General features: G+C 65.0%; 25 protein-coding genes. 8 read left to right on the top strand and 17 right to left on the bottom strand.

All coding sequences use genetic code 11. The annotated features are described in order from the left end of the window. The 3 genes from AU175_RS00585 to hxlB all read right to left on the bottom strand — a co-directional run. Positions 1-1,021 (bottom strand): glucose-6-phosphate dehydrogenase (locus AU175_RS00585; RefSeq protein ID WP_197496992.1); only part of this gene is annotated, 1,021 nt, incomplete at its 3' end. 83 nt (positions 1,022-1,104) lie between these two features. Then, on the bottom strand, positions 1,105-1,728 hold the full coding sequence (gene hxlA, locus AU175_RS00580) for a 3-hexulose-6-phosphate synthase (protein WP_066285082.1): 624 nt from the start codon (positions 1,726-1,728) through the stop codon (positions 1,105-1,107). Between the two features lie 72 nt (positions 1,729-1,800). After that, a complete protein-coding gene (gene hxlB, locus AU175_RS00575; protein ID WP_066285081.1) occupies positions 1,801-2,400 on the bottom strand; it encodes a 6-phospho-3-hexuloisomerase in 600 nt (199 codons plus the stop codon). Between the two features lie 160 nt (positions 2,401-2,560). On the opposite strand from hxlB, the gene AU175_RS00570 reads away from it, so the two are divergent. Next, complete coding sequence (locus AU175_RS00570) at positions 2,561-3,874, top strand: helix-turn-helix transcriptional regulator (RefSeq protein WP_066285079.1); 1,314 nt, start codon at positions 2,561-2,563, stop codon at positions 3,872-3,874. Between the two features lie 174 nt (positions 3,875-4,048). Here AU175_RS00570 and AU175_RS00565 read toward each other — a convergent pair whose 3' ends face one another. The 6 genes from AU175_RS00565 to AU175_RS00540 form a co-directional block, all read right to left on the bottom strand. Then, positions 4,049-6,217 (bottom strand): amylo-alpha-1,6-glucosidase, encoded by a 2,169-nt coding sequence (locus AU175_RS00565; RefSeq protein ID WP_066285078.1) that lies wholly within the window; start codon positions 6,215-6,217, stop codon positions 4,049-4,051. Between the two features lie 306 nt (positions 6,218-6,523). Beyond that, entirely contained in the window at positions 6,524-7,681 is a 1,158-nt protein-coding gene (locus AU175_RS00560; RefSeq protein WP_197496991.1) for an ABC transporter ATP-binding protein, read from the bottom strand. Further along, positions 7,678-9,270: an ABC transporter permease gene (locus AU175_RS00555; protein WP_197496990.1), complete on the bottom strand. Its 1,593-nt coding sequence runs from the start codon at positions 9,268-9,270 to the stop codon at positions 7,678-7,680. The genes AU175_RS00560 and AU175_RS00555 overlap by 4 nt, the downstream gene beginning before the upstream one ends. 4 nt (positions 9,271-9,274) lie before the next feature. Continuing rightward, complete coding sequence (locus AU175_RS00550; protein WP_066285075.1) at positions 9,275-10,321, bottom strand: iron ABC transporter substrate-binding protein; 1,047 nt, start codon at positions 10,319-10,321, stop codon at positions 9,275-9,277. Positions 10,322-10,497: 176 nt separating this feature from the next. Continuing rightward, complete coding sequence (locus AU175_RS00545; protein ID WP_066285074.1) at positions 10,498-11,058, bottom strand: hypothetical protein; 561 nt, start codon at positions 11,056-11,058, stop codon at positions 10,498-10,500. Continuing rightward, a complete protein-coding gene (locus tag AU175_RS00540) occupies positions 11,055-12,323 on the bottom strand; it encodes a serine/threonine-protein kinase (RefSeq protein ID WP_066285073.1) in 1,269 nt (422 codons plus the stop codon). The genes AU175_RS00545 and AU175_RS00540 overlap by 4 nt, the downstream gene beginning before the upstream one ends. 268 nt (positions 12,324-12,591) lie before the next feature. On the opposite strand from AU175_RS00540, the gene AU175_RS00535 reads away from it, so the two are divergent. The 3 genes from AU175_RS00535 (at position 12,592) to AU175_RS00525 (ending at position 14,078) form a co-directional block, all read left to right on the top strand. After that, positions 12,592-12,873: a hypothetical protein gene (locus tag AU175_RS00535; protein ID WP_066290255.1), complete on the top strand. Its 282-nt coding sequence runs from the start codon at positions 12,592-12,594 to the stop codon at positions 12,871-12,873. An 88-nt stretch (positions 12,874-12,961) separates the two neighbouring features. Further along, positions 12,962-13,273: a DUF1772 domain-containing protein gene (locus tag AU175_RS22665; protein WP_066285070.1), complete on the top strand. Its 312-nt coding sequence runs from the start codon at positions 12,962-12,964 to the stop codon at positions 13,271-13,273. A gap of 166 nt (positions 13,274-13,439) precedes the next feature. After that, a complete protein-coding gene (locus tag AU175_RS00525) occupies positions 13,440-14,078 on the top strand; it encodes a dihydrofolate reductase family protein (protein WP_066285069.1) in 639 nt (212 codons plus the stop codon). On the opposite strand, the gene AU175_RS00520 is transcribed toward AU175_RS00525, so the two are convergent. The 7 genes from AU175_RS00520 to arfB form a co-directional block, all read right to left on the bottom strand. After that, positions 14,079-15,305 (bottom strand): cytochrome P450, encoded by a 1,227-nt coding sequence (locus tag AU175_RS00520; protein ID WP_231938406.1) that lies wholly within the window; start codon positions 15,303-15,305, stop codon positions 14,079-14,081. It lies immediately after the preceding gene. Next, the gene (gene bioD, locus AU175_RS00515) at positions 15,281-15,958 is read right to left on the bottom strand and encodes a dethiobiotin synthase (RefSeq protein WP_066285067.1); all 678 of its coding nucleotides are present in this window, start codon (positions 15,956-15,958) and stop codon (positions 15,281-15,283) included. The genes AU175_RS00520 and bioD overlap by 25 nt, the downstream gene beginning before the upstream one ends. Then, complete coding sequence (locus AU175_RS00510; protein WP_066290251.1) at positions 15,955-17,142, bottom strand: 8-amino-7-oxononanoate synthase; 1,188 nt, start codon at positions 17,140-17,142, stop codon at positions 15,955-15,957. Before AU175_RS00510 ends, bioD begins: the two co-directional genes overlap by 4 nt. Positions 17,143-17,150: 8 nt before the next feature. After that, complete coding sequence (locus tag AU175_RS00505; RefSeq protein WP_066285066.1) at positions 17,151-18,509, bottom strand: adenosylmethionine--8-amino-7-oxononanoate transaminase; 1,359 nt, start codon at positions 18,507-18,509, stop codon at positions 17,151-17,153. Further along, complete coding sequence (gene bsaP, locus AU175_RS22660; RefSeq protein WP_082978926.1) at positions 18,506-18,763, bottom strand: biotin synthase auxiliary protein BsaP; 258 nt, start codon at positions 18,761-18,763, stop codon at positions 18,506-18,508. The genes AU175_RS00505 and bsaP overlap by 4 nt, the downstream gene beginning before the upstream one ends. Then, positions 18,760-19,785, bottom strand: coding sequence for a biotin synthase BioB (gene bioB / locus AU175_RS00500; RefSeq protein WP_066285064.1), 1,026 nt, complete (start codon positions 19,783-19,785; stop codon positions 18,760-18,762). The genes bsaP and bioB overlap by 4 nt, the downstream gene beginning before the upstream one ends. Before the next feature lie 391 nt (positions 19,786-20,176). Then, on the bottom strand, positions 20,177-20,599 hold the full coding sequence (gene arfB, locus AU175_RS00495) for an alternative ribosome rescue aminoacyl-tRNA hydrolase ArfB (protein ID WP_066285062.1): 423 nt from the start codon (positions 20,597-20,599) through the stop codon (positions 20,177-20,179). A gap of 145 nt (positions 20,600-20,744) precedes the next feature. Between arfB and AU175_RS00490 the strand changes: the two genes are divergently transcribed. The 4 genes from AU175_RS00490 to AU175_RS00475 all read left to right on the top strand — a co-directional run bounded on the left by AU175_RS00490 (position 20,745) and on the right by AU175_RS00475 (position 22,928). Further along, positions 20,745-21,101 (top strand): hypothetical protein, encoded by a 357-nt coding sequence (locus tag AU175_RS00490; RefSeq protein WP_066285061.1) that lies wholly within the window; start codon positions 20,745-20,747, stop codon positions 21,099-21,101. 15 nt (positions 21,102-21,116) lie between these two features. After that, positions 21,117-21,860: a GAF and ANTAR domain-containing protein gene (locus AU175_RS00485; RefSeq protein WP_066285060.1), complete on the top strand. Its 744-nt coding sequence runs from the start codon at positions 21,117-21,119 to the stop codon at positions 21,858-21,860. Between the two features lie 147 nt (positions 21,861-22,007). Beyond that, positions 22,008-22,196 carry a hypothetical protein gene (locus AU175_RS00480; RefSeq protein ID WP_066285058.1) on the top strand — a complete coding sequence of 63 codons (189 nt, stop codon included), beginning with the start codon at positions 22,008-22,010 and terminating at the stop codon, positions 22,194-22,196. Positions 22,197-22,259: 63 nt separating this feature from the next. Beyond that, on the top strand, positions 22,260-22,928 hold the full coding sequence (locus AU175_RS00475) for a cyclodeaminase/cyclohydrolase family protein (protein WP_066285057.1): 669 nt from the start codon (positions 22,260-22,262) through the stop codon (positions 22,926-22,928). Between the two features lie 137 nt (positions 22,929-23,065). Here AU175_RS00475 and AU175_RS00470 read toward each other — a convergent pair whose 3' ends face one another. Next, on the bottom strand, positions 23,066-24,574 hold the full coding sequence (locus AU175_RS00470; protein ID WP_066285056.1) for a glycoside hydrolase family 32 protein: 1,509 nt from the start codon (positions 24,572-24,574) through the stop codon (positions 23,066-23,068). Positions 24,575-24,686 lie beyond the last annotated feature (112 nt).

The following is a 24,686-nucleotide window of genomic DNA, read 5'->3' as shown; positions in this document are numbered from 1 at the left end:
CCTCCTCCAGGTAACCCAGGACCTGTTCCCCGCCCTGCCAGCCACCGGCGAACTGCCCCCGCGCCGAATGCGTGGACAGATCCTCCGGCAACTTCACCGCCGCGAGGACCTTTTCCTTCTCCGCCCGCAAATCATCGGCATTAAACGAAATCGGCTCCTCCATCGCTGTCAACGCCAGCAACTGCAACAAATGGTTCTGGATCACATCCCGCGCCGCACCCACACCGTCGTAATACCCCGCCCGGCCACCGGTCCCAATATCCTCAGCCATCGTGATCTGGACATGATCCACATAATTGGCGTTCCACAACGGCTCGAACAACTGGTTCGCGAAACGCAACGCCAAAATGTTCTGCACCGTCTCCTTCCCCAAATAATGATCAATCCGGAACACCGCGTCCGGCGGGAACACCGACTCCACAATGTCATTCAACGCCCGCGCCGATTCCAGATCATGCCCGAACGGCTTCTCAATCACCACCCGACGCCACTTCTCCCCATCAGCCTGCGCCAACCCATGCTTGGACAACTGCCGGCAAACCTGCTCAAACGCCTTCGGCGGAATCGACAAATAAAACGCGTGATTACCCCGCGTCCCACGAACATCATCAAGTTCCTTGATCGTCTCACCCAGCCGCTCAAACGCCCCGTCATCATCAAACGCGCCCTGAACAAACCGCACACCCTCAGCAAGCTGGTTCCACACCGCCTCATCAAACGGCGTCCGAGCATAAGCCTGCACCGAAGCCTTCACCTCAGCAGCGAAATCCCCATCCGACCACGCCCGCCGCCCAAACCCCACCAACGCAAAACTCGGCGGCAACAACCCACGATTAGCCAAGTCATACACCGCAGGCATCAACTTCTTACGCGCAAGATCCCCCGTCACCCCAAAGAGCACCAACGACGACGGACCCGCAATCCGACTCAAACGACGGTCACGAGGATCCCGCAACGGATTACGCCCAAACCTTCCGGAACGGGACAACGGAGTGCGGGAGAGCAGATTCGTTTCAGACATTGATGCCTTTCTGTTCCTCACATAGAGGCGGCGGCCCGCACCACTGAGGTGCAGGCCGCCGCCGGTCCCAAAGGACGGGCTTGCTAGATGATTGCGGCCTTGAGTTCCTTCGCCGCGACAGCGGGATCTGCGGCGCCGTAGATGGCACCGCCGGCAACGGCCACGTCAGCGCCGGCCCGCTGAACAGCCTCAATGGTGCTGAGCTTCACGCCGCCAGCGACTGAGAACGGAACGCGGGCCTCTTCACCTGCGCTGAGCAGGCCGTTGAGGTCAAAGCCCGGCTGTGCCTGCTCGTCCAGGCCAGCGTGGAACTCGACGAACGTGGCACCGAGGGCACGGGCCTCCTGGGCGCGGGTGACCTTGTTCGGGACGCCGATGAGGTCAACAACGATGCCTTTGTTGTGGGCCTTCGCAGCTTTGACGGCACCTGCGATGGTGGAATCGTCAGCGCTGCCCAGGACGGAAACCAGGTCAGCGCCGGCCTTGAAGGCAATGTCGGCTTCAAGCTCTCCGGCGTCCATCGTCTTCATATCGGCGAAGACGATCTTGTCCGGATGTGCAGCCTTGACTGCCGTGACGGCGGAAAGGCCAGCGGCCTTGATCAGGGGGGTGCCGAGCTCGATGATGTCCACATACTCGGCAACCTTGCCGGCAAGTTCGAGGGCGTCTTCGACGGTGAGAAGGTCCATGGCAACCTGAAGTTTCATGATGTTTGTTTCTTTCTGTTGGGTTTACTTGATTGGTGGAAAGACGGGTGGGTAAAGACCGGGTGCCCGGGCTTACTCGAGGTTGGCGTGCCGGAGCCAGAGTTGCTCCGCCGGCACTTCGGCGTTGCCCCAAAGCGTCTGGAAGACAGCTTCGGTGGCCAGGAAAAGCACCTGCTCGAACAGGCTCCCGGAGTACTGACGGGAGACGCCTGATCCGTGATCGGTCTTCTGCTGAGCCGGAATAATGACCAGTTCGTCGCTGAGCCTGGCCAACGGTGATCCCGGGTTGGTGGTGAAGGCCGCAACGCGCGCCCCGGCAGTGGCCGCTGTTTCTGCTGCCTTCACTACGCCGGAGGTGGTGCCGGACCCGGAAGCGACCAGGAGCAAGTCGCCGGAGCTGATCGCGGGGGTTGTGGTGTCCCCGGCGACATGAACCGTTAGGCCCAGATGCATCAGCCGCATGGCTGCCATGCGCAGGACAAGGCCGCTCCGGCCTGCCCCTGCGACGAACACGCGGTCTGCCCGGGTGATTTGTGCTGCAAGCCCTGCCAGTTGCCGGTCATCTATCTGCGCGGCCGTGTCCGCAATCTCATTCCGGACGAGGGACAAGTTATAGGCGATGGTGCTGACGGTTTCATCCACTGTGGATGCACCAGCTGTTGTTGGATTCACGATATGGTTTCCTGATTCGTCATCCGCGACGCTGCGCTCGTTCAGAGGTTTTTCCTCTGTTGTTTATCCTGTCCAAGATTCGGGGTAGGCAGAACGCTGATTTATGACGGTTCTCGCTACACTTTCGGATAGTTGGCCGGGTTCCCGGTAGTCTGTCCGAATGAGCACACCTGGGCAGTCACTGGGCAGAGCGCCGGCACCTTTCCTCCCCGACGACGCGTGGGCCCTCCTGCACTCGATTTCCGCCGTGGCGCAAGCTCCCCTGACCACCATCGCGGAGCGCTTGCGAGAGGCGGTGCTCCCGTATTCGGCAGGCAGCGCGCTTGTTATTTTCACCGAGGACTGCACGGGGCGTCCGCAGAAGAAGGCAGGCGACGAAGGGATTATTTCCCGGGTGTCGATTGCTGAACTTCAGGGGCTTCGCGCCTCCCTGACCGATGGTCATCCCTGGCTCGGGGAGGCCGAGATCGCGGCAGAGCAGCGCCCGGTGCTCGCGATAAGGCATGTGCACAGCAACGCCCTGCTCGTCGTCACAGACCCGTATCTGTTCAACGGTGGAGCGGCGCCTGATCCCGCACTGGAGTTGGTGCAGTACTTTTGGCACATCGCGGCCCATAGGATCCAGGAGAAGGTCAAGGACGCACCGCCGTCCTACCTGTTGGAGTCACGCGCGGCATCTGCTGAGCGTATCCGGGTAACGGCCGAACTCGTCGATCAGCACTCCACCACGCTGGAAACACAGCTGGCAGCCCTTCGGTCATCTTCAATGGACGATGCCGCAGCGCGTTCAACGGTTACAGCGCTAACAGCCAAGGCGCTGGTTGGACTGCGCACGCTCAGCGACAGGACAGCCGATCTGGTTGAGGAGCCGGTCGCTACAGCCTTCGAACGCCTGAAGGAGGACCTGCGGCCGCTGACCCGGTTCAGCGGGATCAGCGTTCAATTTATTGAACCTCCCCTGAGTGGGAGGGCACTGCCCGGAGAGGTCGCCCACGCGGCCAGGGCAATTGTCAGAGGGCTGCTGCTGGCCATGATGGAACAGCCGGAAGTCCGGCGGGTCCGGGCACAGTGGGACTGCGATGGGGAGAACCTGCTGATTAACGTCCGCGACGACGGTCTCGGCGCCCTCTCAGCCGACGCCGACAGTATTGGCCGGCTCGACCGACGGGTCCAGGCCCTGTCCGGCCGCATGCAGATCGACGTCATGGAAGGCTGGGGCGCCGATGTCAGTGTCACGTTGCCCCTGGATCCACCGGCCATGCCGGTGGGTGATGTCGCGGCATGGAATCTCGCCGCACGGGAACTGGAAGTCCTTCAGCAACTTGCTGCCGGAAAACGTAACCGCACCATCGCTTCGTCGTTGGGAATCAGCGAGAACACGGTGAAGTTTCACGTACGGAACCTCTTCAAAAAGCTCGACGTCGGCTCACGCACGGAGGCAATCGCGCTGGCCCACAGCCACGGCCTGCGCTGATTCCGCTTCCCGCAGGCCCAGGCGCCTCCGGCCTATCCCTTTGGGTAGAGGATACTGACGCGCCTGTATTTTGGTTCCCCCGAGGCCGGTCGGCTGGTCCACACGGCATGATCCTGGAGGGCCGGGAGGACCTGGAGCGCCATCTTTCGGCCGTCTGGCTCCTTGCGGTATCCGCTAGCCGTCGCGCCGGCGTGCCACCTTTCGGCGCAGTATCTCCAGTTCTGAAAAGTTGTCCAGCGGAGGTCGGGTTCCCCTGTGGAACACCATTCCTTCCGGCAAACCCTCAACAACTGTGCGTGTGCCGGAAATATCCACCGTGACCCGCGCGGTACCCACAGGCGCGTTCTCGCCGTGCATGGAGCCCCATGATTCCGGCAACACGGGGTCCATCCACAGCCCGCCCAGGGAAACGTGAGCCTCGTAGCGCAGGAGGCTGCGGAGCAACATCACCGGGGCCGCAGACGCCCATGCCTGCGGAGAACAGGCCGTCGGGTAGGGGAGCGGCTCGGGACACTCGTCGCGGCTGAACCCGCAGAACAGTTCCGGAAGCCTGTTATCCGTATATTCGGCGGCCTCCAGCAGTGCCGAGGAAAGGAGTTGGGCTTCCTTTACGAAGCCATAGCGCATCAGGCCGGCTACTATCAGCGCATTGTCATGTGGCCAGACTGAGCCGTTGTGGTAGCTGACCGGGTTGTACGCACCCATGTCCGTTGCCAGGGTGCGTACGCCCCAGCCGCTGAACATCTCCGGGGACATCAGCCGATCGGCAACTTGCTGGGCCTTGTCGGCATCCACTATGCCGGACCACAAGCAGTGGCCCATGTTGGACGCGCAGGCATCGACCGGCCGCTTGTCCCGGTCAAGCGCAACTGCGTAATATCCGCGTTCAGGCAACCAGAACGCCTCATTGAACCTCTTCTTCAGGCGTGCCGCACGGTCCTGGAGCTCTGCCGCCAAATGCCCATCGCCGGCGTCGTGGGCCATCCAGGCCCGGGCGATGAATGCGCTGTAAACATAACCCTGTACCTCGCACAACGCGATGGGAGCCTCCGCCAGTCGGCCGTCAGCGAAATTGATGCCATCCCACGAGTCCTTCCAGCCCTGGTTGATCAGGCCCTGGTCGTTGAGGCGCTCATACTCGACGAAACCATCGCCGTCCTTGTCTCCGTAATCACGGATCCAATCCAGCGCACGATCCGCGTGGGGAAGCAGGGCCGCGATGTCCTGCGCGGATACTCCCCAGCGGGAAACCTCTCCGAGCAGGGCCACGAACAGGGGCGTGGCGTCAACGCTGCCGTAGTAGGCGGACTTGCCGCCAAGTGCCAGACCCGTGCCGACGCCGAACCGCACCTCGTGCAGGATCCGCCCCGGTTGCTCTTCCGTCAGGACATCCTCCGCCGAGCCTTGCAGGTCAGCAAGAGTCTGCAGCGTACCGAGTGCCAGGGACGCGTCCAACGGCAGAATCATGGAAGAGGACAACAGGGAATCCCGCCCGAACAGCGCCATGAACCATGGCGCCCCCGCAGCGGCGACCATGCGCTCGGGATGGTTCGGATCAACGATACGCAGGGCCCCCAAATCAGCATGGCTGCGAAGCATCGTCCGCTGCACCGACGGATTTCCCATGGTTACCTCTGGAACAGTGGCAAACCACGCCTGCTGCCGAATGTCCTGGGGAGAAGCAGTGTCTGCAGCCGGGTGGTGGAGCAGCCCTTCCGCGCCGTCCCAGTCAGGCATGGCCACAATACGAACAACCCACTGTCCTTGAGCAGGAATGGTCGCGTTGAACGCGAGGCCATCCTCGCTGACAGTGCAACCCTGTGCACGTATGATGACGCCGTTCCTTACGCCCTGCCAGACCGCGCCGATCTTCAGCGACCCGTCCTCGGACCGGCGCGTCTGTTCCCACTGCCGGTGAAAGCGCCCGTCCTTTACTTCAAATAGGTCCGCAAAATCCGCATCCACGGAGAGCGCGACGTCACAGGCTGCCGGCTGTTGGGAGTAATTGCGGATGGTGATGTCCTCCAGCAGGCCGGACCCCAGTTCCCTGCTGCGCACTACCGTCAGCGGGCTGTCGGCCCGGCCGTCCGCACGCACCGCCCTGCCAATGTAGGTCGCCCGGAACGGCGACGGGGTCCATGCACCCAGCGGCTCCAGCTCCTGGCCGTTGACGGTGAGGCACCAGCGGGAGAGGATTCTCGTGTCCCGGTAGAAAACACCGTGAGGGTGGTGGGCGAAGATGTCTCCGTTCTGCAACGAGATGCAGAAGGAGGACCCCTCCACGAGGGTTACAGCACCCAGCCCCGTAGGGCCGGCCGCATTGTCCGCATTCCATCCGGCCATTTTGGCCCCCTTTGAAGAACGCCGCGCCATCACATTGGATTGACTGAATCTACGCCCCACAAGGACGGTGCGCCAGATCGTCGAACCGCTCCTTGGAGAGTGTTCCCGCGCCGCCCGCGTTCCCTGCTGGACTGCGTTTCCCACGGTGCAGACAGCGGAAGACCCCGCACTACGAGTCAGTTTGTGCGGGGTCTTCCTAAGCGCCGGCTCCGCGTGATGGGGGACAGGCGGAGCAGCAGGAACCAATCTAATAGAAAGCATACTTAGTTTTCAAGTCACCCCCGGCCGGAAGGTGACGGAGTAGTGTCAGCCGTCCAACGGAAACGCCACGGCTTCACCCACCACCCGGAGGCACAGTTCCATGCCGGGCCGGGCGATGGAGGCGTTCCAGTGGCGGATGGTGATGACCTCGCCGCCGCCGGGGTAGCGGTGGTCGGCGCCCGACGCCAGCTCTGGAGGTACCGCCAGTTTGAGGCGCACTGTGGTCTCCGGGCCGAAGTAGTCGGTATCCACCACCACGCCGCGGATGGGGCCGTCCTCGGCGATGCGGATCTGTTCGGGCCGCAGCATCAGCTGCACGCGGCCCTGTGCGGGTGGCCTGCGGACGGGGATTCCGCCCAGCGAACAGGTGGCCAGCGAGCCTTCCATCCATGCGTCAAGGATGACTGCGTCTCCCAGGAATTCGGCTGTGGCACGGTCGGCGGGGCGGGTGTAGACCACAAAGGGGTTACCGATCTGGGCCAGCTTGCCGCCGCGCATCACGGCGACCTGGTCTGCGAAGGACAGTGCTTCGGCCTGGTCGTGGGTCACCAGGATGGTAGTGACGCCGGCCTTGTTGAGCACCTTGGCTACCGCCCGCCGCGTGGCCACGCGCAGGCCCGCGTCCAAGGCGGAGAACGGCTCGTCCAGCAGCATCAGTTCCGGCTCGCGCGCCAGTGCGCGGGCCAGGGCAACCCGCTGCTGCTGGCCGCCGGAGAGCTGGTGCGGCCGCCGCTTGGCCATGGCCGGATCCAGGGACACCATGTCGAGCAATTCGCTGATCCGGCCCGCCACCGCGCGGCGGCCCCCTTCCAACTTGCTGGAATCCAGGCCGAAAGCAACGTTCTGGCCCACTGTGAGGTGGGGAAAGAGGGCACCGTCCTGCGCCACGTACCCTACCTGGCGTTTGTGCGCGGGCAGCCACACGCCGTCGCCCGCCACTTTGGAACCGTTCAGCGAGATGCTGCCGGTGGCGGGGTGCTCAAAGCCTGCGATGAGCCGCAGAAGTGTGGTTTTGCCGGACCCGGAGGGACCCACGATGGCGGTGGTTCCGCCCTTGGCAACGGCGAGGTTTACGCCCTTGAGTACCGCCTGGGACGAGAAGTTCTTGGTGACATCCGTGATCTGGAGGTGGCTGTTGGTGGTCTGCTCCACCGAGGCCGCGATCCGCGGTTCCGGGAGTCGGGATGGGGACTGTTCGGTCACTGTCCGGCCACTTTCTTGGACTGCTGGAAGAGGAAGTAGGTCATGGGGGCGGAAAGCAGGATCATCAGCAGGGCGTAGGGTGCCGCTCCCGCGTAGTCGATTTCGCTGCTTTTGCTCCAGAATTCGGTGGCTAGTGTCCGCGTTCCGTTGGGGGAGAGCAGCAGCGTGGCAGTCAGCTCGTTGGCGATGGCCAGGAACACCAGGGCAGCGCCCCCGGCCGCGGCCGGTGCCGTGAGCCGCAGCGTCACCCTGATGAAGGACAGCAGCGGCGGCTTGCCCAGGGCCTGGGCAGCTTCGTCGAGTTCTTTGGGGGCCTGGGCCAGGCCTGAGCGCAGGTTCACCAGTGCCCGTGGCAGGAACAGCAGGACATACGCCGCCACCAGTACTCCGGCAGTCTGGTACACGCCCGGCACCAGGCGGATGCTGACGGTGACAAAGGCCAGGCCCACCACGATGCCCGGCAGGGAGCTGGTGATGTAGTTGGAAAGTTCCAGTGACTTGCTGAACCAGCTGGGGTGCCGGACGGCAAGGTACGCCATGGGGAAGGCCACGGCGGTGGTCACCGCTGCGCCGGCCAGCCCATACCCGAGGGTCGTCAAAAGGGCGGGCGTGAACTCGTCGGCCACCCAAATGCCGGCACCGCCGGAGAAAATCCATCGCAGGACAAGAAAGAGGGGGAGTCCGAAAGCCAGGGCGGTCAGGGCAACCAGCGCCAGCTGGGCCGGGGCCTGGTAGGCGTGCAGGGGAAGGCGGATAGCCTTGGCTTGGGCTCCGGAGCCGATCCGCGCGTACCGGGCAGAACCCCGGCCGCGGGCTTCCAGGAGCAGCAGGATGAGGCAGAAGAACACCAGGACGCTGGCGAGCATGTTGCCCGCCGTGCCGTTGAAGGTGGACTGGAACTGGACCATGATGGCGGTGGTGAACGTATCAAAACGGATCATGGCAAAGGCGCCATACTCGGCCAGCAGGTGCAGGGCAACCAGCAGCGCGCCGCCGGTGATGGCAAGCCGCAGCTGCGGGAGCACAACGCGGAAGAAGACCCGCCAGGCACCCAGCCCCAGTGCGGCCGCGGACTGCTCAATTGCCGGATCAAGCCGGCCGAGCGTGGCTGCCGCCGGGATGTAGACCAACGGGAAATAGGACAGTGTGGCGATCAGGACCCCGGACCCCAGCCCCTCCAGGGACGGCACAGCAGAGACCCAGGCGTAACTGTTAACAAACGCCGGGATGGCCAGGGGTGCTGCCAGCAGGACTGCCCAGATTTTGTGCCCGCGCAGGCTGGTACGCTCCACCAGCCAGGCTCCGCCCACGCCCAGGATAAGGCAGAGCGGAACTGTCACCAGCATCAGCAGCACGGTGTTGAGGAGCAGCTCGCCCACGCGTGGGCGGAAGATCAGTTCGACGGCGGTGTCCCACCCCGTCGCAATGGTCATGTACACCACGTAGCCCAGCGGAACGAGCGAAAAGAGTGCGATCAGCACCGCGAGGAAGGTCACCGCAGAAACGCCGAAAGGCGGGCGGGGGCTGGTGCCCCGGCCCGCCGTCGTCGTGCTCCCTTTTGGTGGGGGAGCCGATAGCTCAGTGGTCACGTAATTACAGGAGTCCGGCCTTGGTCATCAGCTCGGTGACCTTTTCGGAGTTCAGCTTGGCCGGGTCCACGGTAGGGGCCTGGAGTTCAGCCACCGGAACCAGCTTCTCGTTGGCGGGTACGTCAGAAGCGATGGCGTATTCGAAGGACGTGCCCTTCTGCAGGACCTCCTGCCCCTTCTTGCCGGTGATGAACTTCAGGAACGCCTGGGCGGCCTCTGCATTCTTGGACGTCTTCAAAACACCGCCACCGGAGACGGACAAAAACGCGCCCGGATCCTGGTTCTTGAAGTAGTACGGCGTGACCTTGCTGGAGTTCTCGCCGGTCTTCGCCTGGTCGCCGTAGTAGTAGTAGTGGTAGATCAGTGCGGCATCAACTTCGCCGGCGTTGACTGCCTTCATGGCGGTGCCGTTGCCCTTGTAGGCCTTGAAGTTTTCCTTCATGCCCTTGAGCCATTCCTCAGTGGCGGCCTCGCCCTTGAGCTCAAGCAGCGCGGAGACGATGGCCTGGAAATCGGCACCCGACGGTGATGCGGCCCACTTGCCCTTCCACTCGGCGTTGGCCAGGTCCAGCATGGACTTGGGCAGCTGGTCCTCGGTCAGCTTGGCCTTGTCGTAAACCAGGACGGTCGAACGGGCGGCAATGCCAGTCCACTTTCCGGTAGAGGGGCGGAATTCTTCGGGTACCTGCTCGATGGTGGCGCTGTCCACGTCAGCGAACAACCCTGCGTTTTCCACCTGGGCCATGGCAGGGGAGTTCTCGGTGAGGAAAACGTCGGCCGGTGAGGCAGCACCTTCCTGCACGATCTGGTTGGACAGCTCGGTGTCCGACCCCTGGCGCATGGTGACCGTGATGCCGGTCTCCGCCGTGAAGGCCTCGATCCACTCTTTGGTCAGGCTTTCATGCTGCGCGTTGTACACCGTGATGTCGCCCGACTCAGCGGGAGCGGAACCGGAGGCGGCGGGGGCGGTGCTGCCGCCGCAGGCGGTCAGTCCAAGTGCTGCGGTGGCGGCGAACGCGATGCCGGCCAGAGCATTGATGCGGATCTTCATTGAGAGGCTGCTTTCTGGAAAAGTCTGCGGGACTGACGGGTCCTTGTGTGCTGGGGATTGCCCACAGCTGAACTGTAGGTTAGCCAAACCTAAGTCCCTATCGGGAAAGCGCTTTAAGTGACTGAGATCACATCAATTACGCAACTATTGCGTGCCCTAAATGGGGGCGTCATGCCTTAGTCGTCCTTGTTTTTCCCCTTGCCCTCGTTGCCTTTTCCCTGTCCAGGGGGAGGCCCTGGGTCCGGGTCCGCAGGGGCGGGCGCCGGAGGGGCGGGTACCGGCACGACCGGTGCCGCGTCTTCCTGGGCGGCCTGCCTGGCAGCTTCCGCGTCGGCCCTTGCCTGCTCCGCTTCTGCAGCGGCTGCAGCGGCTGCTGCTTCCTGGGCTGCCTTCGCTGCCGCGGCAGCTGCGTCGATTGCGGCGATAAGGTCCGCCCTGACAGCGGTGATGCTGGTCATGATGGCCCGGCGGCGGTCCTCGGAGACCTGGCCGGTGCCGGCCGCTGCCGCAACGTCAGCTTCCAGGGTGTCAAGTGCCGTCAGTGCGGCCGTATGGTCATTTGCGGCCGCAGCCTGGCTCACGCCCAGCACAAGCTCCTGGAGCTGCCGGGCGGTGTCGCGCTGCACGCCGGTGTCAGCCGGACCGCAGCCGGCGAGCGACGCCGCCAGCACAAGGGCGGCGGTAAGGCTGACTCCCCGTGCGCCGGCGCGCCGTCTCTTGGAATGCCCGAGGGTCATGGTTCCACACTCTTCTGGAGTTCCTGAAGGTGGTCACCCAGCGTGCCGGTGACCGCAGGGTAGGGCACGACGCCGGACGCTGGCCCTGGGGCCAGGCCCGCCGTGAGTGCCGCGGTCCCACCCGTCAGCGCCAGAACCGTCAGGATGGCCGCCGCCCAGAGCCTGCCCTTGCGCCCCGCTCGGGATGACCGCGCCGCGCCGCGCGTCCTTGGCGTGCGGCCGGGCAGGCCGCCTCCGGCATTCAACGGTGAATTGCTGGCGGTGGTACTCGAATCCTCGGCGCCAGGACCTTCGTTGGCCGGACCGGACAGGCGCTGGCGGGGGGTGGGCGACTCTGCTGTGACGGCCGGCGCCCTGAAGGGCATGGCGGGCAGCACGCGCGTGGTTTCCGGTGCGAGTCGGCCCGGAGTGGATGTCGGCGAGACAAGGGCGTGTCGCAGCGCCGTCTCGATGTCCGCAGCGGTCGGCCGTTCCAGTGGGTCGATGGCCGTCATCGACCGAATGAGGTCGGCCCACTCGGCCGGGAGATCCTCGGGAATTGTGGGCGGGCGGTGCAGCCTGGCCACGGCAGATTCCACCGCGCTGCCGGGGTACTCCATAGACTGCTTGACGCATTCGAGCAGGACCAGGCCCAGCGAATACACGTCGGTGGCCGGGCTGAGCGGTGAGCCCATGGCTTGTTCAGGGCTGAGGTATGCGGCGGTGCCCACCATCGCTCCGGTAGCTGTCAGGCGTGTTGCATCAGCGATTCTTGCGATCCCGAAGTCTGTGACTTTGGCCCTGAGTGGCTCCCCGGGGCGGGTCTGCACCAGGAGGATGTTGCCCGGCTTGATATCACGGTGGATGATGCCCAGGCTGTGGACATAAGCCAGCGCGTCAGCGATCCCTGCTCCTATGACGGCAAGCTCGTCCAGGGGGACTGCACTATGCCTGATCCGGCTGCGCAGATCCTGCCCCTCGACCAGTTCCATCGTGAGAAACGGCCGGGGCTCATCCGGGATGCGGGTATCAATCCCGGCATCGAACAGTGTCACGAGGCTGGGATGGTTAAGAGTCGCCAGCAGCGTGATTTCAGCTTCCTGCCGTTTGAGCTCGTCTGCGTCCGGCGCCTGGGGTGCGAAGAGCTTCAACGCGACATCCCGGCCCAGGTTAACGTCCCGCGCGCAGTAGACGGATGACATTCCGCCGCGACCGATGACTTCGCCCAGCCGGTAACGGCCGCCGACCGCTTCACTCCTGATGGTGCTGGGCGATTCCGCCAACATATCCGTTCCTCCCGGCACGCTTCGGCACTCTTAACTAAATCATAAGGCCACTTACTATAAGCCGGTGCCACGAGGAGGGCGGGGGACGGCCGCGCACGTTGCGGCGCCCCGTAACGGCGCGTTGTTCCCCGTTCCCTGATATGTCCCGCTAATTGCTGGTTCACGACCAATCCGCATGCAACAGTGGCTGCGAATGCAGTGCAGAGGCGATGTCTCCCGTCCGGGAGCGCCGCTGCAATGCATGATTCCGGCAGGCGAAGGGTTTCCGATGACCAGCACGAAGTACACGCGCTTCGTCGCAGACTGCATTACTGTCCAGCGGCCGAATGACTCCGGCCTCACCGAGGACGAAATGTACGGGGTCTATGTGAGTTGGTGCTTCCTGAGCCGGCTCGCTCCCGGTTCGCCTGGTGTCTTCTGGGCGGCGATGGCACAGGAAGGACTTGGTCAGCGCCGGCTCGACGCAGGCCGTTACGTGAGGCCCGGTTTGGGCATGACCGGACCGGCAGCCGTGGATTACATCCTGTCGAGCCAGCCGAGCCTGGTCTGACGCCCGGCTGGCAGTCCGTCCAGGCTGGGTTGCTGTTCGCGGTTTACTTTTTGGGGTCTGGACTCTTGGGGCTGTGAGGCGTCCGTTCATGATTCCGTTTTTCGGCACGGCTGCCGCGTGTGGGGCAGTCGCGGTAGTCACGGCCACCGGTTCCCAGGCTCAATCCCCGATCAGAGCCGTCGGAGCCGCAGCTTACCTCGCAGGGTGGGCATCCACCATGCTGGTGAACGGGCCTCTGAACAACCGCCTGTCCGGGAATGGAAGCGGTCAAACGGACCTGCACTGGCATATTTATGAGCGGGCCTGGAGTCGGGCCAACCATGTCCGCGCCGTCCTCTCGTTCGTCGGTGCAGCCGGACTGTTGATCCCTGTTCAGGGACCTGGGCCCTTGAACGTCTGATCGCTGCGGGACTAGCATGGCCGGCACAGGCGTCCATTCCGCTCCTGTAAGGGTGCGGTCATGGACTTCGGGGTGGGCTTGGCAGGCTGGCCAGGAACGGGAATCATGCTGGTTCGGCCAAAGCGCCCCGGCGGACAATGACGTCGATCAGATCGAGGAGACGGCCATGGGCAAAACAACTGCAGAAGCATCCTCAGCACAGCTGATGGTCGACCTGATCATCTCCCTGGACGGGTATGCCTCGGCCGAGGGTTGGCCGGGCTGGTGGGGTCTTGAGGGGCCGGAATACCTGGCGTGGCTTGAGCAGGAGGGGGAGAAGGACTACACCTTCCTTCTCGGGGCGAACACCTACCGGTTGATGTCCAGCATGTCGGGGGAAGCCGCGGCTGCGGACTCGGGATTCTCCGAGAATGAAGGGGCCAGCCTGACCGGACTGGCCGGCGTGCCCAAAGTGGTCTTCTCCTCCACCCTCCAGGCGCCCCTGACGTGGCCGAACTCGAAGCTGGTCACCGGGGACGCGGTGGAGGCCGTGGCAGAGATGAAATGCACCGGGACCGGAACCCTGAGCACCCTCGGCAGCCTCAGCCTCTGCAGGTCGCTGCTGACCGCCGGCCTCGTGGACCGGTTCCGGCTGGTCGTCTTCCCCGTGATCACGGGCCGCACCGGGCAGGAGCGGATCTACGACGGCTACCCCGACGTCGCGCTCGAGATGGTGGACAGCAGGACCTTCGACGGTCGGCTCCAGCTGCTCGAGTACGTCCCCACCGTGCTCAGCGGTCCGCCGGGCAGCAGTCCGCTCAGCTGACTAGCGGCTTCTGATGGTGACGGTCCGGGGTGCCTGGAAAGACAAGAGCCTGATCCAATCGGTCTGGCACTCCTGAAGCTGTACCTCCGGCAGTGCGGTGGCGGCCTCCTGGACAACTATGGTGGCCTCCAGCTCCGCCAGCTTGGCGCCGAGGCAGCGGTGGATGCCGGAGCCAAAAACCAGGCCACGGCTGGTGGATTGACCGCGCAGCACCGCCGTCGAGGAGACGGACTGGCTCATGGGTGTGGCCTCTGACGTGACCGGGTTGCCGCTCAGTTCGAGGAGAATTTCGGTGCCGGCAGGGACTAAACCGCCGCCCAGGCTCGTGTCGTGGGCTGTCACCCGGCGCCAGGTGGGCACGGATGATTCGGTGGCCAGCACGTGCCGGACCATGGACGCGGAGCCGGCTTCAGAGCGGGCGTCCTTCCAGCCCACGGGCGTGGACCCCTGCAGGAGCCGGAACAGGGTAGTGCTGATCAACTGGGTGGTGGTTTCCTGTCCGGCGATCAGCAGGAAGTAGCCCAATGAGCAGATTTCAGGCGTGGACAAGCCGTGCTCGGCCAGGGATTTGAACAGATTGCGTCCGGGAGCCTTCCTGGATTCAGCCACGAGCTGCCGCAGCCAGACGTAGAAGTCGGCGGCGCTGCGGGCCAGTTCGAGTTGGCGGTTCCCGTCAGGCCACCCCCAGAACAGCTCCATGGAGTCAAGGCCCCACCGCTTGAGGGCGGCAAGATCCTGAACGGGCAGCCCGAGGAGTTCCAGCATCACCACGGCCGGGGGAAACGCCGCCACGGCCTGCACCAGGTCTACCTGGCCGGATGAGGCGAGCTGGTCCGCGGCGCTCCGGGCCGCTTCCCGTGCCAGTTCCCGGATCCGCGGCTCCATGGCGGCGACCTTCGCAGGTGTAAAAAATCCGGCGACGACCTTACGGATTCCCGCGTGCGTGTCCGTATCGTTGCTGGCCAGCACGGGAGGCAGCGCAAATCGCACGCGTTGCAGCACGCGAAGGGCTGGCCCCTCCAACGGCGTCACAGCAACGAGGGCATTCGCGGGGCTGAAAGCGGCTGGCCGGTGCAGGACTTCCCGGACGACGTCCGGGTCACGCACCACGAGGTACGGGCAGCGGTTCCGGTCCGGAGTTTCCGACTGTCCCGCCCCCTCCGCAAGAACCGGGTCGGACGCCGCGGCGGTCAACGCCGGGCTCATGCGGGCAGGCCGTTCAGCCATGCAGCTGCGCCGGCACGGAAATTAATCGGGGACAGTTCCGAGGCCCGCTCGGGAAGGGCCCCGAGGAACGGCACCCGCAGTGATCCGAGCACCTGCCGGTTGCTGTGGTGCACGGTGCCCGGGATGACGGGCCAGCTGCCGAGCACAAGGCCAAGGACCCGGAGGCCGCGCACAGCCAGCGCTTCGAGGGTCAGCGCGGTGTGGTTCAGGGTCCCGAGGACTGGCCGGGCAACGAGCACGAACGGCGCCGCCAAGAGCGATCCGAGATCCGCCAGGGTGCCGCCGTCGGAATCCAGCTCCACCAGAAGGCCGCCTGCGCCCTCAACCAGGACATGGTCGTGCGATGCGGCAAGCTCTCGAACCCGGTGGGCGTGCACAGCAAGCGCCGGGAGTGGTGTTCCGTCGGCGGCGGCCGCGGCGACAGGTGCCAGCGGCTGCTGCAGGACTACTCCGGTTTCAGCTGTCACGGCGCCTGCGAGCCGGGCAACTTCGGCGGCGTCGGAATCGCCGTCAATGGCTCCCGACTGGCACGGTTTGTACACCGCGACGCTGCGTCCCGAGTTGTGGAGGACGGCGGCGAGTGCCGCCGTCGTGATGGTTTTGCCGACGCCGGTGTCCGTACCGGTGACCAGGATGATGCCGGGCAGGTTCATGGAAGTTCCTCCAAAATGCCGCGCAGCACTGCGCAGCTGTCTTCGATTTCCGCAGGGCTAAGGGTGGCGCGGGCGGTGAGCCGCAGCCGAGAGATTCCGTCCGGAACGGACGGCGGGCGGAAACATCCGATCCGGACGCCGGCTGTTCGCGCGGTTCCGGCGGCGGCCAGGGCGGATTCAGCGGACGGCATGGCGATGGACCGGACGGCCCCCACTGCCCGGTCGAGGGTGGGCCGGTCGACAGTGGCCCGGTCCACGGCGGCGCCGCGGGCTGCGAGGACCGGTGCGAGCCCGGCTGCCAGCGCCGCAGCGTTGCCTTGGACAGCTTCCGCCCGCCATGGCTCGTCCCTGATGATCTGCACGGCGGCGAGCGCGGCCGCGGCGGAGGCGGGCGCCAGGCCGGTGTCAAAGATGAAGCTCCGTGCCCGGTTGACCAGGTGCTCCCGGAGGAGGGCGGAGCCCAGCACCACTCCGCCCTGGCTGCCGAGGGCCTTGGACAGCGTTGCGGTGGCGATCACGTTCGGATGCCCGGCAAGGGGAGTCCCGGCCACGGAGCCACGGCCCCGGAAGTTGCCGGCGCCGGTGACTCCAAGGCTGTGGGCCTCGTCAATCAGCAGCACGGCGTCGTGTTCCTCCGCCAGGGCAAGCAAGCCGGCGAGCGGGGCTTCGTCGCCCAGGACGCTGAAGACAGACTCGACGGCGATCAGCGCGCGCGGCTCCGGCCGGTCTGCAACCTGCCGGCCGGCGTCCTCCACGCTGTTGTGCGTGAAAGGTTGGATGCGCGAGCGGCTCAGCCGGAATCCGTCGAGCATCGAGGCATGGCAGTGTTCATCCGCCACGATCAGTGTCCCCGGGCCGCCGAGCGCCGTGATCACACCGATGTTTGCCAGATAGCCGGAGGAAAAGACCAGCGCTGACTCCATGCCCGACAGCCCGGCCAGTTCCTCTTCCAAATCCAGATGCAGGCGCGTGGTGCCGGCCACGAGGCGCGAGGATGTGGCGCCCGTACCCCACAGCGAGGAGGCTGCCGCGGCAGCCTCGGCAAGCCGCGGGTCCGTCGCGAGTCCCAGATAGTCGTTGCTGGCCAGGTCGATGAACTGTTCGTCCGCCTCGCGGGGGAGCGGGCGGCGGACCAGGCCCCGGCGGTCCCGGACTGCGGCCTGGTTCTCAAGCCACTGGGCCATCGAACTGCTCATAGAGCACCTCCGGATCGGGCCGGGACGCGCTCATGGACTTCGGCGACGGCCGCCGTCATGCCCGCCGTGATCTGTTCAACCTCCGCCGCAGTGCTGATGTACGGGGGCATGGTGTAGACGAGGTTCCGGAACGGCCGGACCCAGACGCCGTGACGGATGGCGGCGGCTGCCACCGCGGTGACGTCGACGGAGTCGTGCAATTCGATGATCCCGACGGCGCCGATCGTGCGGACATCCCGCACGGCCTCAAGGTCCAGGGCGGGGGCCAGCCCGGATGCGAGGCCCGCACCGATCCGGGCCACATCTGCCCGCCAGCCGCCGTCGCCGATGATACCGAGGCTGGCGTTGGCCACCGCACATGCGAGCGGGTTGCCCATGAACGTGGGGCCGTGCAGCAGTGCCCCGGCCCGGCCGCTTGACACCGTGGCCGCAACATCTGCCGTGCAGAGCATCGCGGCAAGGGTCAGGTACCCGCCGGTCAGGGCCTTGCCCACACACATGATGTCCGGCACGACGCCGGCATGATCGGCCGCGAACAGCTCGCCTGTACGCCCAAAACCGGTGGCGATCTCATCGAAGATGAGCAGCAGACCGTGCCGGTCAGCCACCTGCCGCAGCGCTGTCAGGCACTCCGCCGGGTAGGCGTGCATGCCGCCGGCACCCTGAAGCACCGGTTCGGCAATGATGCCGGCGAGCTCCCCGGACGCCGCGGCCGCGATGTCCGCGAGCTCAGAGGCCCACGCCAGCACGGCTTCCGGGGTTGCTGACGCTGCCGCCGGGGGACGGGGCGCAAAGACGTTGCCGGCCAGCAGGCCCGGGAACGAAGAGTGCATGCCGTCCACGGGGTCGCAGACCCCCATCGCAGCGAAAGTATCGCCATGGTATCCGCCGCGGATGCTCAGGAACCGTTGCCTTTGTGGCTGCCCGGAGGCGGCCTGGAACTGCACCGCCAGCTTCAGCGCAACCTCCACGGCCACCGAACCCGAGTCCGCGAGGAACACCCGTTCCAGGCCCGGCTGCCCGGGTGCGGAAGGGGCCATGCACGCCAGCCCCTCGGCCAGTTCCACCGCCGGGGCATGTGTGAGGCCGCCGAACATCACATGGCTGAAACTCTCCAGCTGCCGCCGCGCGGCGGCGTCCAGCACCGGGTGGCGGTAACCGTGGATCACAGACCACCAGGAGGACATCGCATCCACCACCTCATGGCGTGTGCCTTCTTCGCTCCGAAGCCGCAGCCGCACGCCGTCGGCCGCCTCGACCTCCCACAGCGGAAGGTCCGGGGACGCCGGCGCGTACGGGTGCCACAACCGCGCGCGGTCCCGCTCGATCAGGCCCAGCTGTGCCTCTGCAGTCATGGGGCAAGCACTCCGTGGCGGGAGCATTCCGCCGACCATCCCAGCGGAGTCACCTGGACTTTCATGCGGCGCCGGCAGGCGGCGCAGTAGCGAGGCGGCTCCATCGCGAGACGCTCGCGGCAGCGGAGGTGAATGTCCGACGCCGTGCTGGGGCCGCCGTCGGACGGGTCACCGCAGTGCCCACAAAACTGACCCGTGTTTGGACCTGCTGCGCCGGCGGTGGTTGAGAAATAGGGGGGCGAAACCCGTTTCATAGCGTCTTCTGGAGTTCCTTGATAGGCATGTTGAGTTCCACCAGCAGGTTCAGGTCCGCGGTTGCCGGGCGGCCCAGGGTGGTGAGGTAGTTGCCGACGATGACGGCGTTGATGCCGCCGAGCAGGCCTTCGCGGGTGCCGAGATCCCCGAGGGTCAGTTCGCGGCCGCCGGCGTAGCGGAGCACGGTGCGGGGCATGGCGAGGCGGAACGCGGCGATGGCGCGGAGGGCGTCCCTGCCGTCCATGATGCCCTGGTTTTCCAGCGGCGTTCCGGGGCGGGGGTTGAGGAAGTTCAGCGGGACTTCGTGCGGTTCCAGGGCTGCGAGCTGGGCTGCGAGTTCGGCCCGTTGTTCCAGGGATTCGCCCATCCCGATCAGGGCGCCGCAGCACAGTTCCATGCCGGCGGCCTTGACCATGTTGCAGGTGTCCAGGCGTTCCTCGTAGCTATGGGTGGTGACGACCTCGGGGAAGTAGCTGCGTGCGGTTTCGAGGTTGTGGTTGTAGCGGTGGACGCCCCATTCGGCGAGCTGGTCCACCTGGCGCTGGGTGAGCATCCCGAGGGAGCAGGCGATGTTGATGTCCACTTCTTCATTGATGCGGTCAATGGCGAACTTGATCTGGTTCATCAGTTTGATGTCGGGTCCCCGGACGGCGGCAACAATGCAGAACTCGGTTGCTCCGGTCGCGGCGGTTTCCTTGGCGGACTTGACCAGTTCCGGGATGTCCAGCCAGACGCCACGGACGGGGGAGTCGAACAGGCCGGACTGGCTGCAGAAGTGGCAGTCCTCGGGGCAGCCGCCGGTCTTGATGGAAATGATGCCTTCGACTTCCACGTCCTCGCCGCAATGCCGCAGCCGGACTTCGTGGGCGAGCTGGAGGGCGGCGGGCAATTCTGTGTCCGGCAGCCTGAGGATTTCCAGGAGCTGGCTTTCGGAGAGGCCGATGCCCTGCTCCAGTACCTGCGTCCGGGCGGTTTGGAGGATGGTGCCGGGTTTGGCCTGGAGGTCTGGCTGCATCGTCATTGATCGTCCTAGGGGTTCTAGCTGCGGTTATGTCTTCCGAACCGACGGTAGTTCCCACGTGGAGGCGAGGTTTTGTTGGGTTTCGACAAGCTGGTCAAGCTGATATTGGACGGACCAGACGCTGCCCTTCTCCGACCGGTGAATGCCCTGGACCGCGTTGATGTGAGGTCAGGAGGGGTCGATTGCGTGGCTGAACCACTCGTCGTCGATCCCCAAACGGCGCCGCTCTTCCGGCGTGTCCTCGTAGACCCGCCATTCCGTGAGCCCTTCGTTGGCGGCTATTGCCGTCCACAGCGCAGGTCCCTCAAGTGCGGAAAAGCCTGGACACGGTAGTAGCACAGAACCTGCAGTCAAACGCGGACCTGGGTGCCCGAAGGGACGGTGGGCATTGCTACTCGGCGGACGGACGCTTCCTTTGCTGTTTTGTCGCCGCCCGCTGTACCTTTGCGGCGAGGCGCCGGCGGTTCGAGCCGCGTGTGGGTTTTGTAGCCCGGCGGCGGGCACCTTCCGGAGCAATCCCCTCAGCCACCAGACCGGCGAGCTTGGCCAGAGCGATTTCGCGATTGCGCAGCTGCGAGCGCTGCTCGGAGGCGGTCACGGTGATGACCCCGGCGATGAGGCGTCGTTCGAGTCGCGTAAGCAGCATGAGTCGTTGGCCGTCTGAAACGGCCGTTGAGTCGCCGACGTTCCAGAAGAGCTCCACGCGGCTGTCCGAAGTATTGACGTGCTGCCCCCCTGGTCCGGACGAGCGCGAGAACCGCCAGCCCAGTTCCGAGGCCGGAATTGTGAGCGCGGGCGACACCTCCAGATCCATGCCACCAGCCTTGCACAATATCGGCGCGGCCGAAGCCCCATCTTACTGAGGGCCGTCGTCTGCTCCGAACGCTTCGTGACAGTATGGCTTCACCTGTTCCGGGCCTGGTCTTCACGCAGCGCGCATGCGGTGGGACGATGCCCTTATGAGCGATAAACACCAAGAACACCCCCATGATCATGGCCCGCACCAGCACGCGCACGTAGCGCCGACCACGCAGCAGATGCGGACCGTCGGACAGCGCCGGCGGGACGCGGAGGAGAAGCTGGAGCATCACCTCGAGGAAGCGCGCCACAAGACCGAACACCATGAGACGACCGAGCCGGACACGGAAACGGGGACGGCCAGTGCTTCGGGAGTGGACGGCGAAGACGTTGCCGCCATCCAGAACGATGACGGGCTGACCGCGGCAGACCGCGTCGACCTGATCGCCAACCAGGTGGTTCCCGAGCCGGACGATAACAGGGCATCCCAGGGCGAGGACCTGGATCAGAGTCCATAGCAGAGAGTGGGAAATATGACTTCCGGAACGGGCAAAATCCAGGACGCAGCTGCTCAGGGACGGGCCGTGGGCGGTGATCTTGCCGGCCGGCTTAGCGATCTTGCCCGGGAGCTTCAGCAGGAGGAGGACACTGATGCCCTGCTGATCGATATCGTTCATGCTGCCTTGGACCTGATTCCGCACGTTGCCGAGGCCTCCGTGAGCCTTGTGATGGGGAGGAGGACCGTCCAGTCACGGGCGGCTTCAGGCGAGCTCCCCCGGAAGGTGGACGCATTGCAGAGTGCAACGGGTCAGGGACCATGCATTGACGCCGCCTACGAGGAACGGATTGTCCGGGTCCCGGATATGGGCCGTGAGGACCGCTGGCCTGACTTCGCGCAGGCAGCCTACGACGCAGGGGCCCGGAGCATGCTGGCCTTCCAGCTCTTCGTCAAAGGGGACAGTCTCGGTGCCCTTAACCTGTACGGCGACGACGTAAACGTTTTCGACCAGGAATCAGAACAAGTCGGTCTCCTGGTCGGCGCCCACGCTGCGGTCGCATTCTCCGACGCACAGGAAATAAGCCAGCTCAACAGGGCAATGGACACGCGTGACCTCATCGGCCAGGCCAAGGGAATCCTGATGGAAAGGTTCAAAGTCAGCTCCCAGCAGGCGTTCCAAATCCTGACAAGGGCCAGTTCCGAAACCAACGTCAAGCTCAGGGACGTCGCAGACCACCTCACCCGCAGCGGAGAAATCCTCACTCGCCACCGCGACTAGAAACCCCCGTCCGTCGGTTCTTTGGCGTTTAGGCAATATTGCCGGGATCTTGAGCTGATGCGGCGGGTACGCCAGTATTCCTGCAGCTAGGGTTTGCGTAGTGGTTCAGGCAGATGGACCCCCACTCTGAGTGGTTGGAGCACCAAAATGGCTGACAGCAAACGCAGTGATCGTGGCCGTCGGGGCGCCGATGAACAGGAAGACGGCGACCTGCCGGAATCAGCAGCCAGCGATGACACCGATCAGGAGGGGCCCTCTGACAAGGTGCAGGAGCCGCGCCGGGTGCCAGGCCTGCACGGCTACGACCCGAAACAATGGCCGGACGCAATAGGTTAGCTTTTATCCTCCCGCCGATGTCGCGGGCCGGTGGGCGGCAACCCTTGGTGCAAACTTGGTTTTATGGCTGATTCTGAAGCGATTACAACACAGGGCTCGACTGTTGAGGACTGGACGCAGGCTCTGGCGGAATCCAGCGGTTCACCAGGCGGTGGTGCGGGCACGGGTGTGATGCTCGCCATCGCCGCGTCATTGGCATCAATGGTTGCGGGCTACACCGAACCCGGGGAGCACCAGCGCTCGGAGCTCAACGATCTTCACGGGCGGGCGCGGTCACTCCGGGAAGCAGCTCTCCGGCTGGCGGATGACGACGCGGCGGCGTCTGCTGCTTTCGGGGCTGCTTTCCGGCTGGAACCGGGGCCGGAGCGCGAAGATGCGATACACCGTGCATCCGTAGAAGCTGCCAAGTCATCAGCCGTGCTCGGCGACCGTGCAATCGAGGCCGTCGGGGATCTGGGCTGGCTTGCTTCCCACGGTAACCCTGCGCTTATTGCCGATGTCATCGTCGCGTTCGGTGCCCTCAGGGCAGCGGTGACAGGGGCACGCACCAACGTAAGTTTCGATCTGGCAGCACTTACCTCTGCTGGCACCTCGCTCGAACAGGTCCGGGAACAGCATCCGGCATTGTGGGCAACCGTCGAGCGCCTGAACGCCGCGCTCGATCGTATTGACGCGCTCACTGCGGGGATAGATCACCGGGCCGCCCCCACCGACGCCGACTCGTTGGAATGACCCGGGGAGCTTCACCAATGATCTTTGCAGGCCAGGTCTTCCGCGTCCCACTCCCCGCCTGACCCCGGGACGCACACGCCCTGCCGGAGCCGACGCCGGCGGCCGTCCCGCCGTCGCCTGCTCTTCCTCTCCTGCCGTTATGCGTATTGGGTGATATCCAGGCTATTGATGGTGGCTGTTCCGCCGATGGCGTAGACGGCGACGTCGGTGCTGGTGGGTGTCGGGAAGATCAGTTCCGTGATGGTGACCTGGCCGTTCTGGGCGAAGATTTCCACAGAGCAGTGGTCCACATAGATGGTGAGCTGGTAGGAACCGTTGACCGGTCGGATGGGGGCTGTGTCGATGGAGGGGAAGGCCTCGTGGAAGTTTGTGTTTCCTGATGTCCGGCGGTCGACATGGATTGTGTTTTGTGACGGCCGAAGGCCCACACGGGTTCCATGGGCGCCGTTTCCACGGAGTATTAGTCCGAACTCCTCGGCGTTTTCCGGGGTGACGGTGATGTCGATGCGCTGGACGGTGCCGGCAGCGCCGTCGAGGACGCGCGTGCAGTCGGAGAGTTCCAACTCTTGGAGGGTGAATGACGGTCCTGCGCTGGAAAGTGCGGTGAAATCTCCGGTGGCCGTCTGGATCAGTCGGGGTTGTCCGTCGATGGTGTGGAGGGATATTTCGCGGGCAAGGGTCATGGGGCTGCGCCACGGTGCGGTGGGGATGTGGTTGGCGTATTCCCAGTTGTTCATCCAGGCGATCATGAGGCGGCGGTTGTTGGGAGCGTCGGTGAAGGAGACGGCGGCGTAGTAGTCCCGGCCCCAGTCCAGCCACTGGTACTCGCCGAGCCGGGCAGGGTCCTGGAGTCCTTCGGTGACGGTGGTGGCCGACGTGAACGTGGTGCCGTCGAAGTCCCCAATGAAGTACTGTCCGGCGGAGCCGTTGTTGGGGCCGCCCGGGTTGAGGTTGACGGTGAGGACCCACCGAAGGTTCTCCGGGTCGCCGTCGAGGGGGAGGGGGAAAAGGTCGGGGCATTCCCACACGCCCCCGGTGGCGTTGGCCGGGCCGAAGGTGCTCAGCGGCTCCCAGCTCTTGAGGTCATGGGACTTGTAGAGAACGACCTGGAAGTCTGTGGCTTCCACGGCGACCATGACCCAGTAACTGCCGGCGCCGCCGTCGTACCTGATGATTTTGGGGTCGCGGAACTCTGCTGACCCGCGGTTCAGTACGGGGTTGGCGGTGTGTTTGGTCCACGTGTAGCCGCCGTCGCGGCTGTAGGCGAGCGACTGTGCCTGGAGCCCGTCGTGCGCGGAGCCGGTCTTGAAGGCGCTGGTGTAGACGGCGACCAGGGGCGGGGCCGAGGCGGTACCGAACCCGCTGGTGTTGCTCCGGTCGAAGACGATGCTTCCGGAGAAAATGTCTTCTTCCTCGTCGCAGACAATGGCGACGGGGTGTTCGGTCCAGGTGACGAGGTCCGGGGAGGTGGCGTGTCCCCAGGACATGTTTCCCCAGACGTTGTCCAGCGGGTTGTTCTGGTAGTAGAGGTGGTAGACGCCGTCGTGGAAGATCAGGCCATTGGGATCATTGAGCCAGGTGTTCCGGGCTGCGTAATGCAGGGCCGGGCGGTAGGTGTCGGCTGTCGTGGCGGTCGCGGCAGTCATGAAGCTGTGGTCTCGTTTCTGTGCAGGTCCAGGAGGGAGCCCTCGTAAAGGGCTCCCTGGTGCGGGGTGGGCCGGTTTGCCCCGGCCCACCCCTGTTTGTGCTGCTGGTTTG

Source organism: Arthrobacter sp. B6 (assembly GCF_001663775.1).
GTDB lineage: Bacteria > Actinomycetota > Actinomycetes > Actinomycetales > Micrococcaceae > Arthrobacter.
Note: the sequence above shows the minus strand (reverse complement) of the source record. Positions and strands in the feature narration are given on the sequence as shown.

Bases quoted from the DNA above. Each gene is read 5' to 3' on its own strand.
- bioD (WP_066285067.1), bottom strand. From the start codon at position 15,958: ATGAACCTGCCCGGCATCATCCTGGTCACCGGTACGGACACCGGCGTC.
- AU175_RS00475 (WP_066285057.1), top strand. From the start codon at position 22,260: ATGGCTGATTCTGAAGCGATTACAACACAGGGCTCGACTGTTGAGGAC.
- hxlA (WP_066285082.1), bottom strand. From the start codon at position 1,728: ATGAAACTTCAGGTTGCCATGGACCTTCTCACCGTCGAAGACGCCCTC.
- AU175_RS00480 (WP_066285058.1), top strand. From the start codon at position 22,008: ATGGCTGACAGCAAACGCAGTGATCGTGGCCGTCGGGGCGCCGATGAA.
- AU175_RS00485 (WP_066285060.1), top strand. From the start codon at position 21,117: ATGACTTCCGGAACGGGCAAAATCCAGGACGCAGCTGCTCAGGGACGG.
- AU175_RS00510 (WP_066290251.1), bottom strand. From the start codon at position 17,142: ATGGCCCAGTGGCTTGAGAACCAGGCCGCAGTCCGGGACCGCCGGGGC.
- bsaP (WP_082978926.1), bottom strand. From the start codon at position 18,763: ATGAAACGGGTTTCGCCCCCCTATTTCTCAACCACCGCCGGCGCAGCA.
- AU175_RS00540 (WP_066285073.1), bottom strand. From the start codon at position 12,323: ATGTTGGCGGAATCGCCCAGCACCATCAGGAGTGAAGCGGTCGGCGGC.
- AU175_RS00565 (WP_066285078.1), bottom strand. From the start codon at position 6,217: ATGGCCGGATGGAATGCGGACAATGCGGCCGGCCCTACGGGGCTGGGT.
- AU175_RS00545 (WP_066285074.1), bottom strand. From the start codon at position 11,058: ATGACCCTCGGGCATTCCAAGAGACGGCGCGCCGGCGCACGGGGAGTC.
- AU175_RS00470 (WP_066285056.1), bottom strand. From the start codon at position 24,574: ATGACTGCCGCGACCGCCACGACAGCCGACACCTACCGCCCGGCCCTG.
- arfB (WP_066285062.1), bottom strand. From the start codon at position 20,599: ATGGATCTGGAGGTGTCGCCCGCGCTCACAATTCCGGCCTCGGAACTG.
- AU175_RS00550 (WP_066285075.1), bottom strand. From the start codon at position 10,321: ATGAAGATCCGCATCAATGCTCTGGCCGGCATCGCGTTCGCCGCCACC.
- bioB (WP_066285064.1), bottom strand. From the start codon at position 19,785: ATGACGATGCAGCCAGACCTCCAGGCCAAACCCGGCACCATCCTCCAA.
- AU175_RS22665 (WP_066285070.1), top strand. From the start codon at position 12,962: ATGATTCCGTTTTTCGGCACGGCTGCCGCGTGTGGGGCAGTCGCGGTA.
- AU175_RS00490 (WP_066285061.1), top strand. From the start codon at position 20,745: ATGAGCGATAAACACCAAGAACACCCCCATGATCATGGCCCGCACCAG.
- AU175_RS00505 (WP_066285066.1), bottom strand. From the start codon at position 18,509: ATGACTGCAGAGGCACAGCTGGGCCTGATCGAGCGGGACCGCGCGCGG.
- AU175_RS00535 (WP_066290255.1), top strand. From the start codon at position 12,592: ATGACCAGCACGAAGTACACGCGCTTCGTCGCAGACTGCATTACTGTC.
- AU175_RS00570 (WP_066285079.1), top strand. From the start codon at position 2,561: ATGAGCACACCTGGGCAGTCACTGGGCAGAGCGCCGGCACCTTTCCTC.
- AU175_RS00520 (WP_231938406.1), bottom strand. From the start codon at position 15,305: ATGGCTGAACGGCCTGCCCGCATGAGCCCGGCGTTGACCGCCGCGGCG.
- AU175_RS00525 (WP_066285069.1), top strand. From the start codon at position 13,440: ATGGGCAAAACAACTGCAGAAGCATCCTCAGCACAGCTGATGGTCGAC.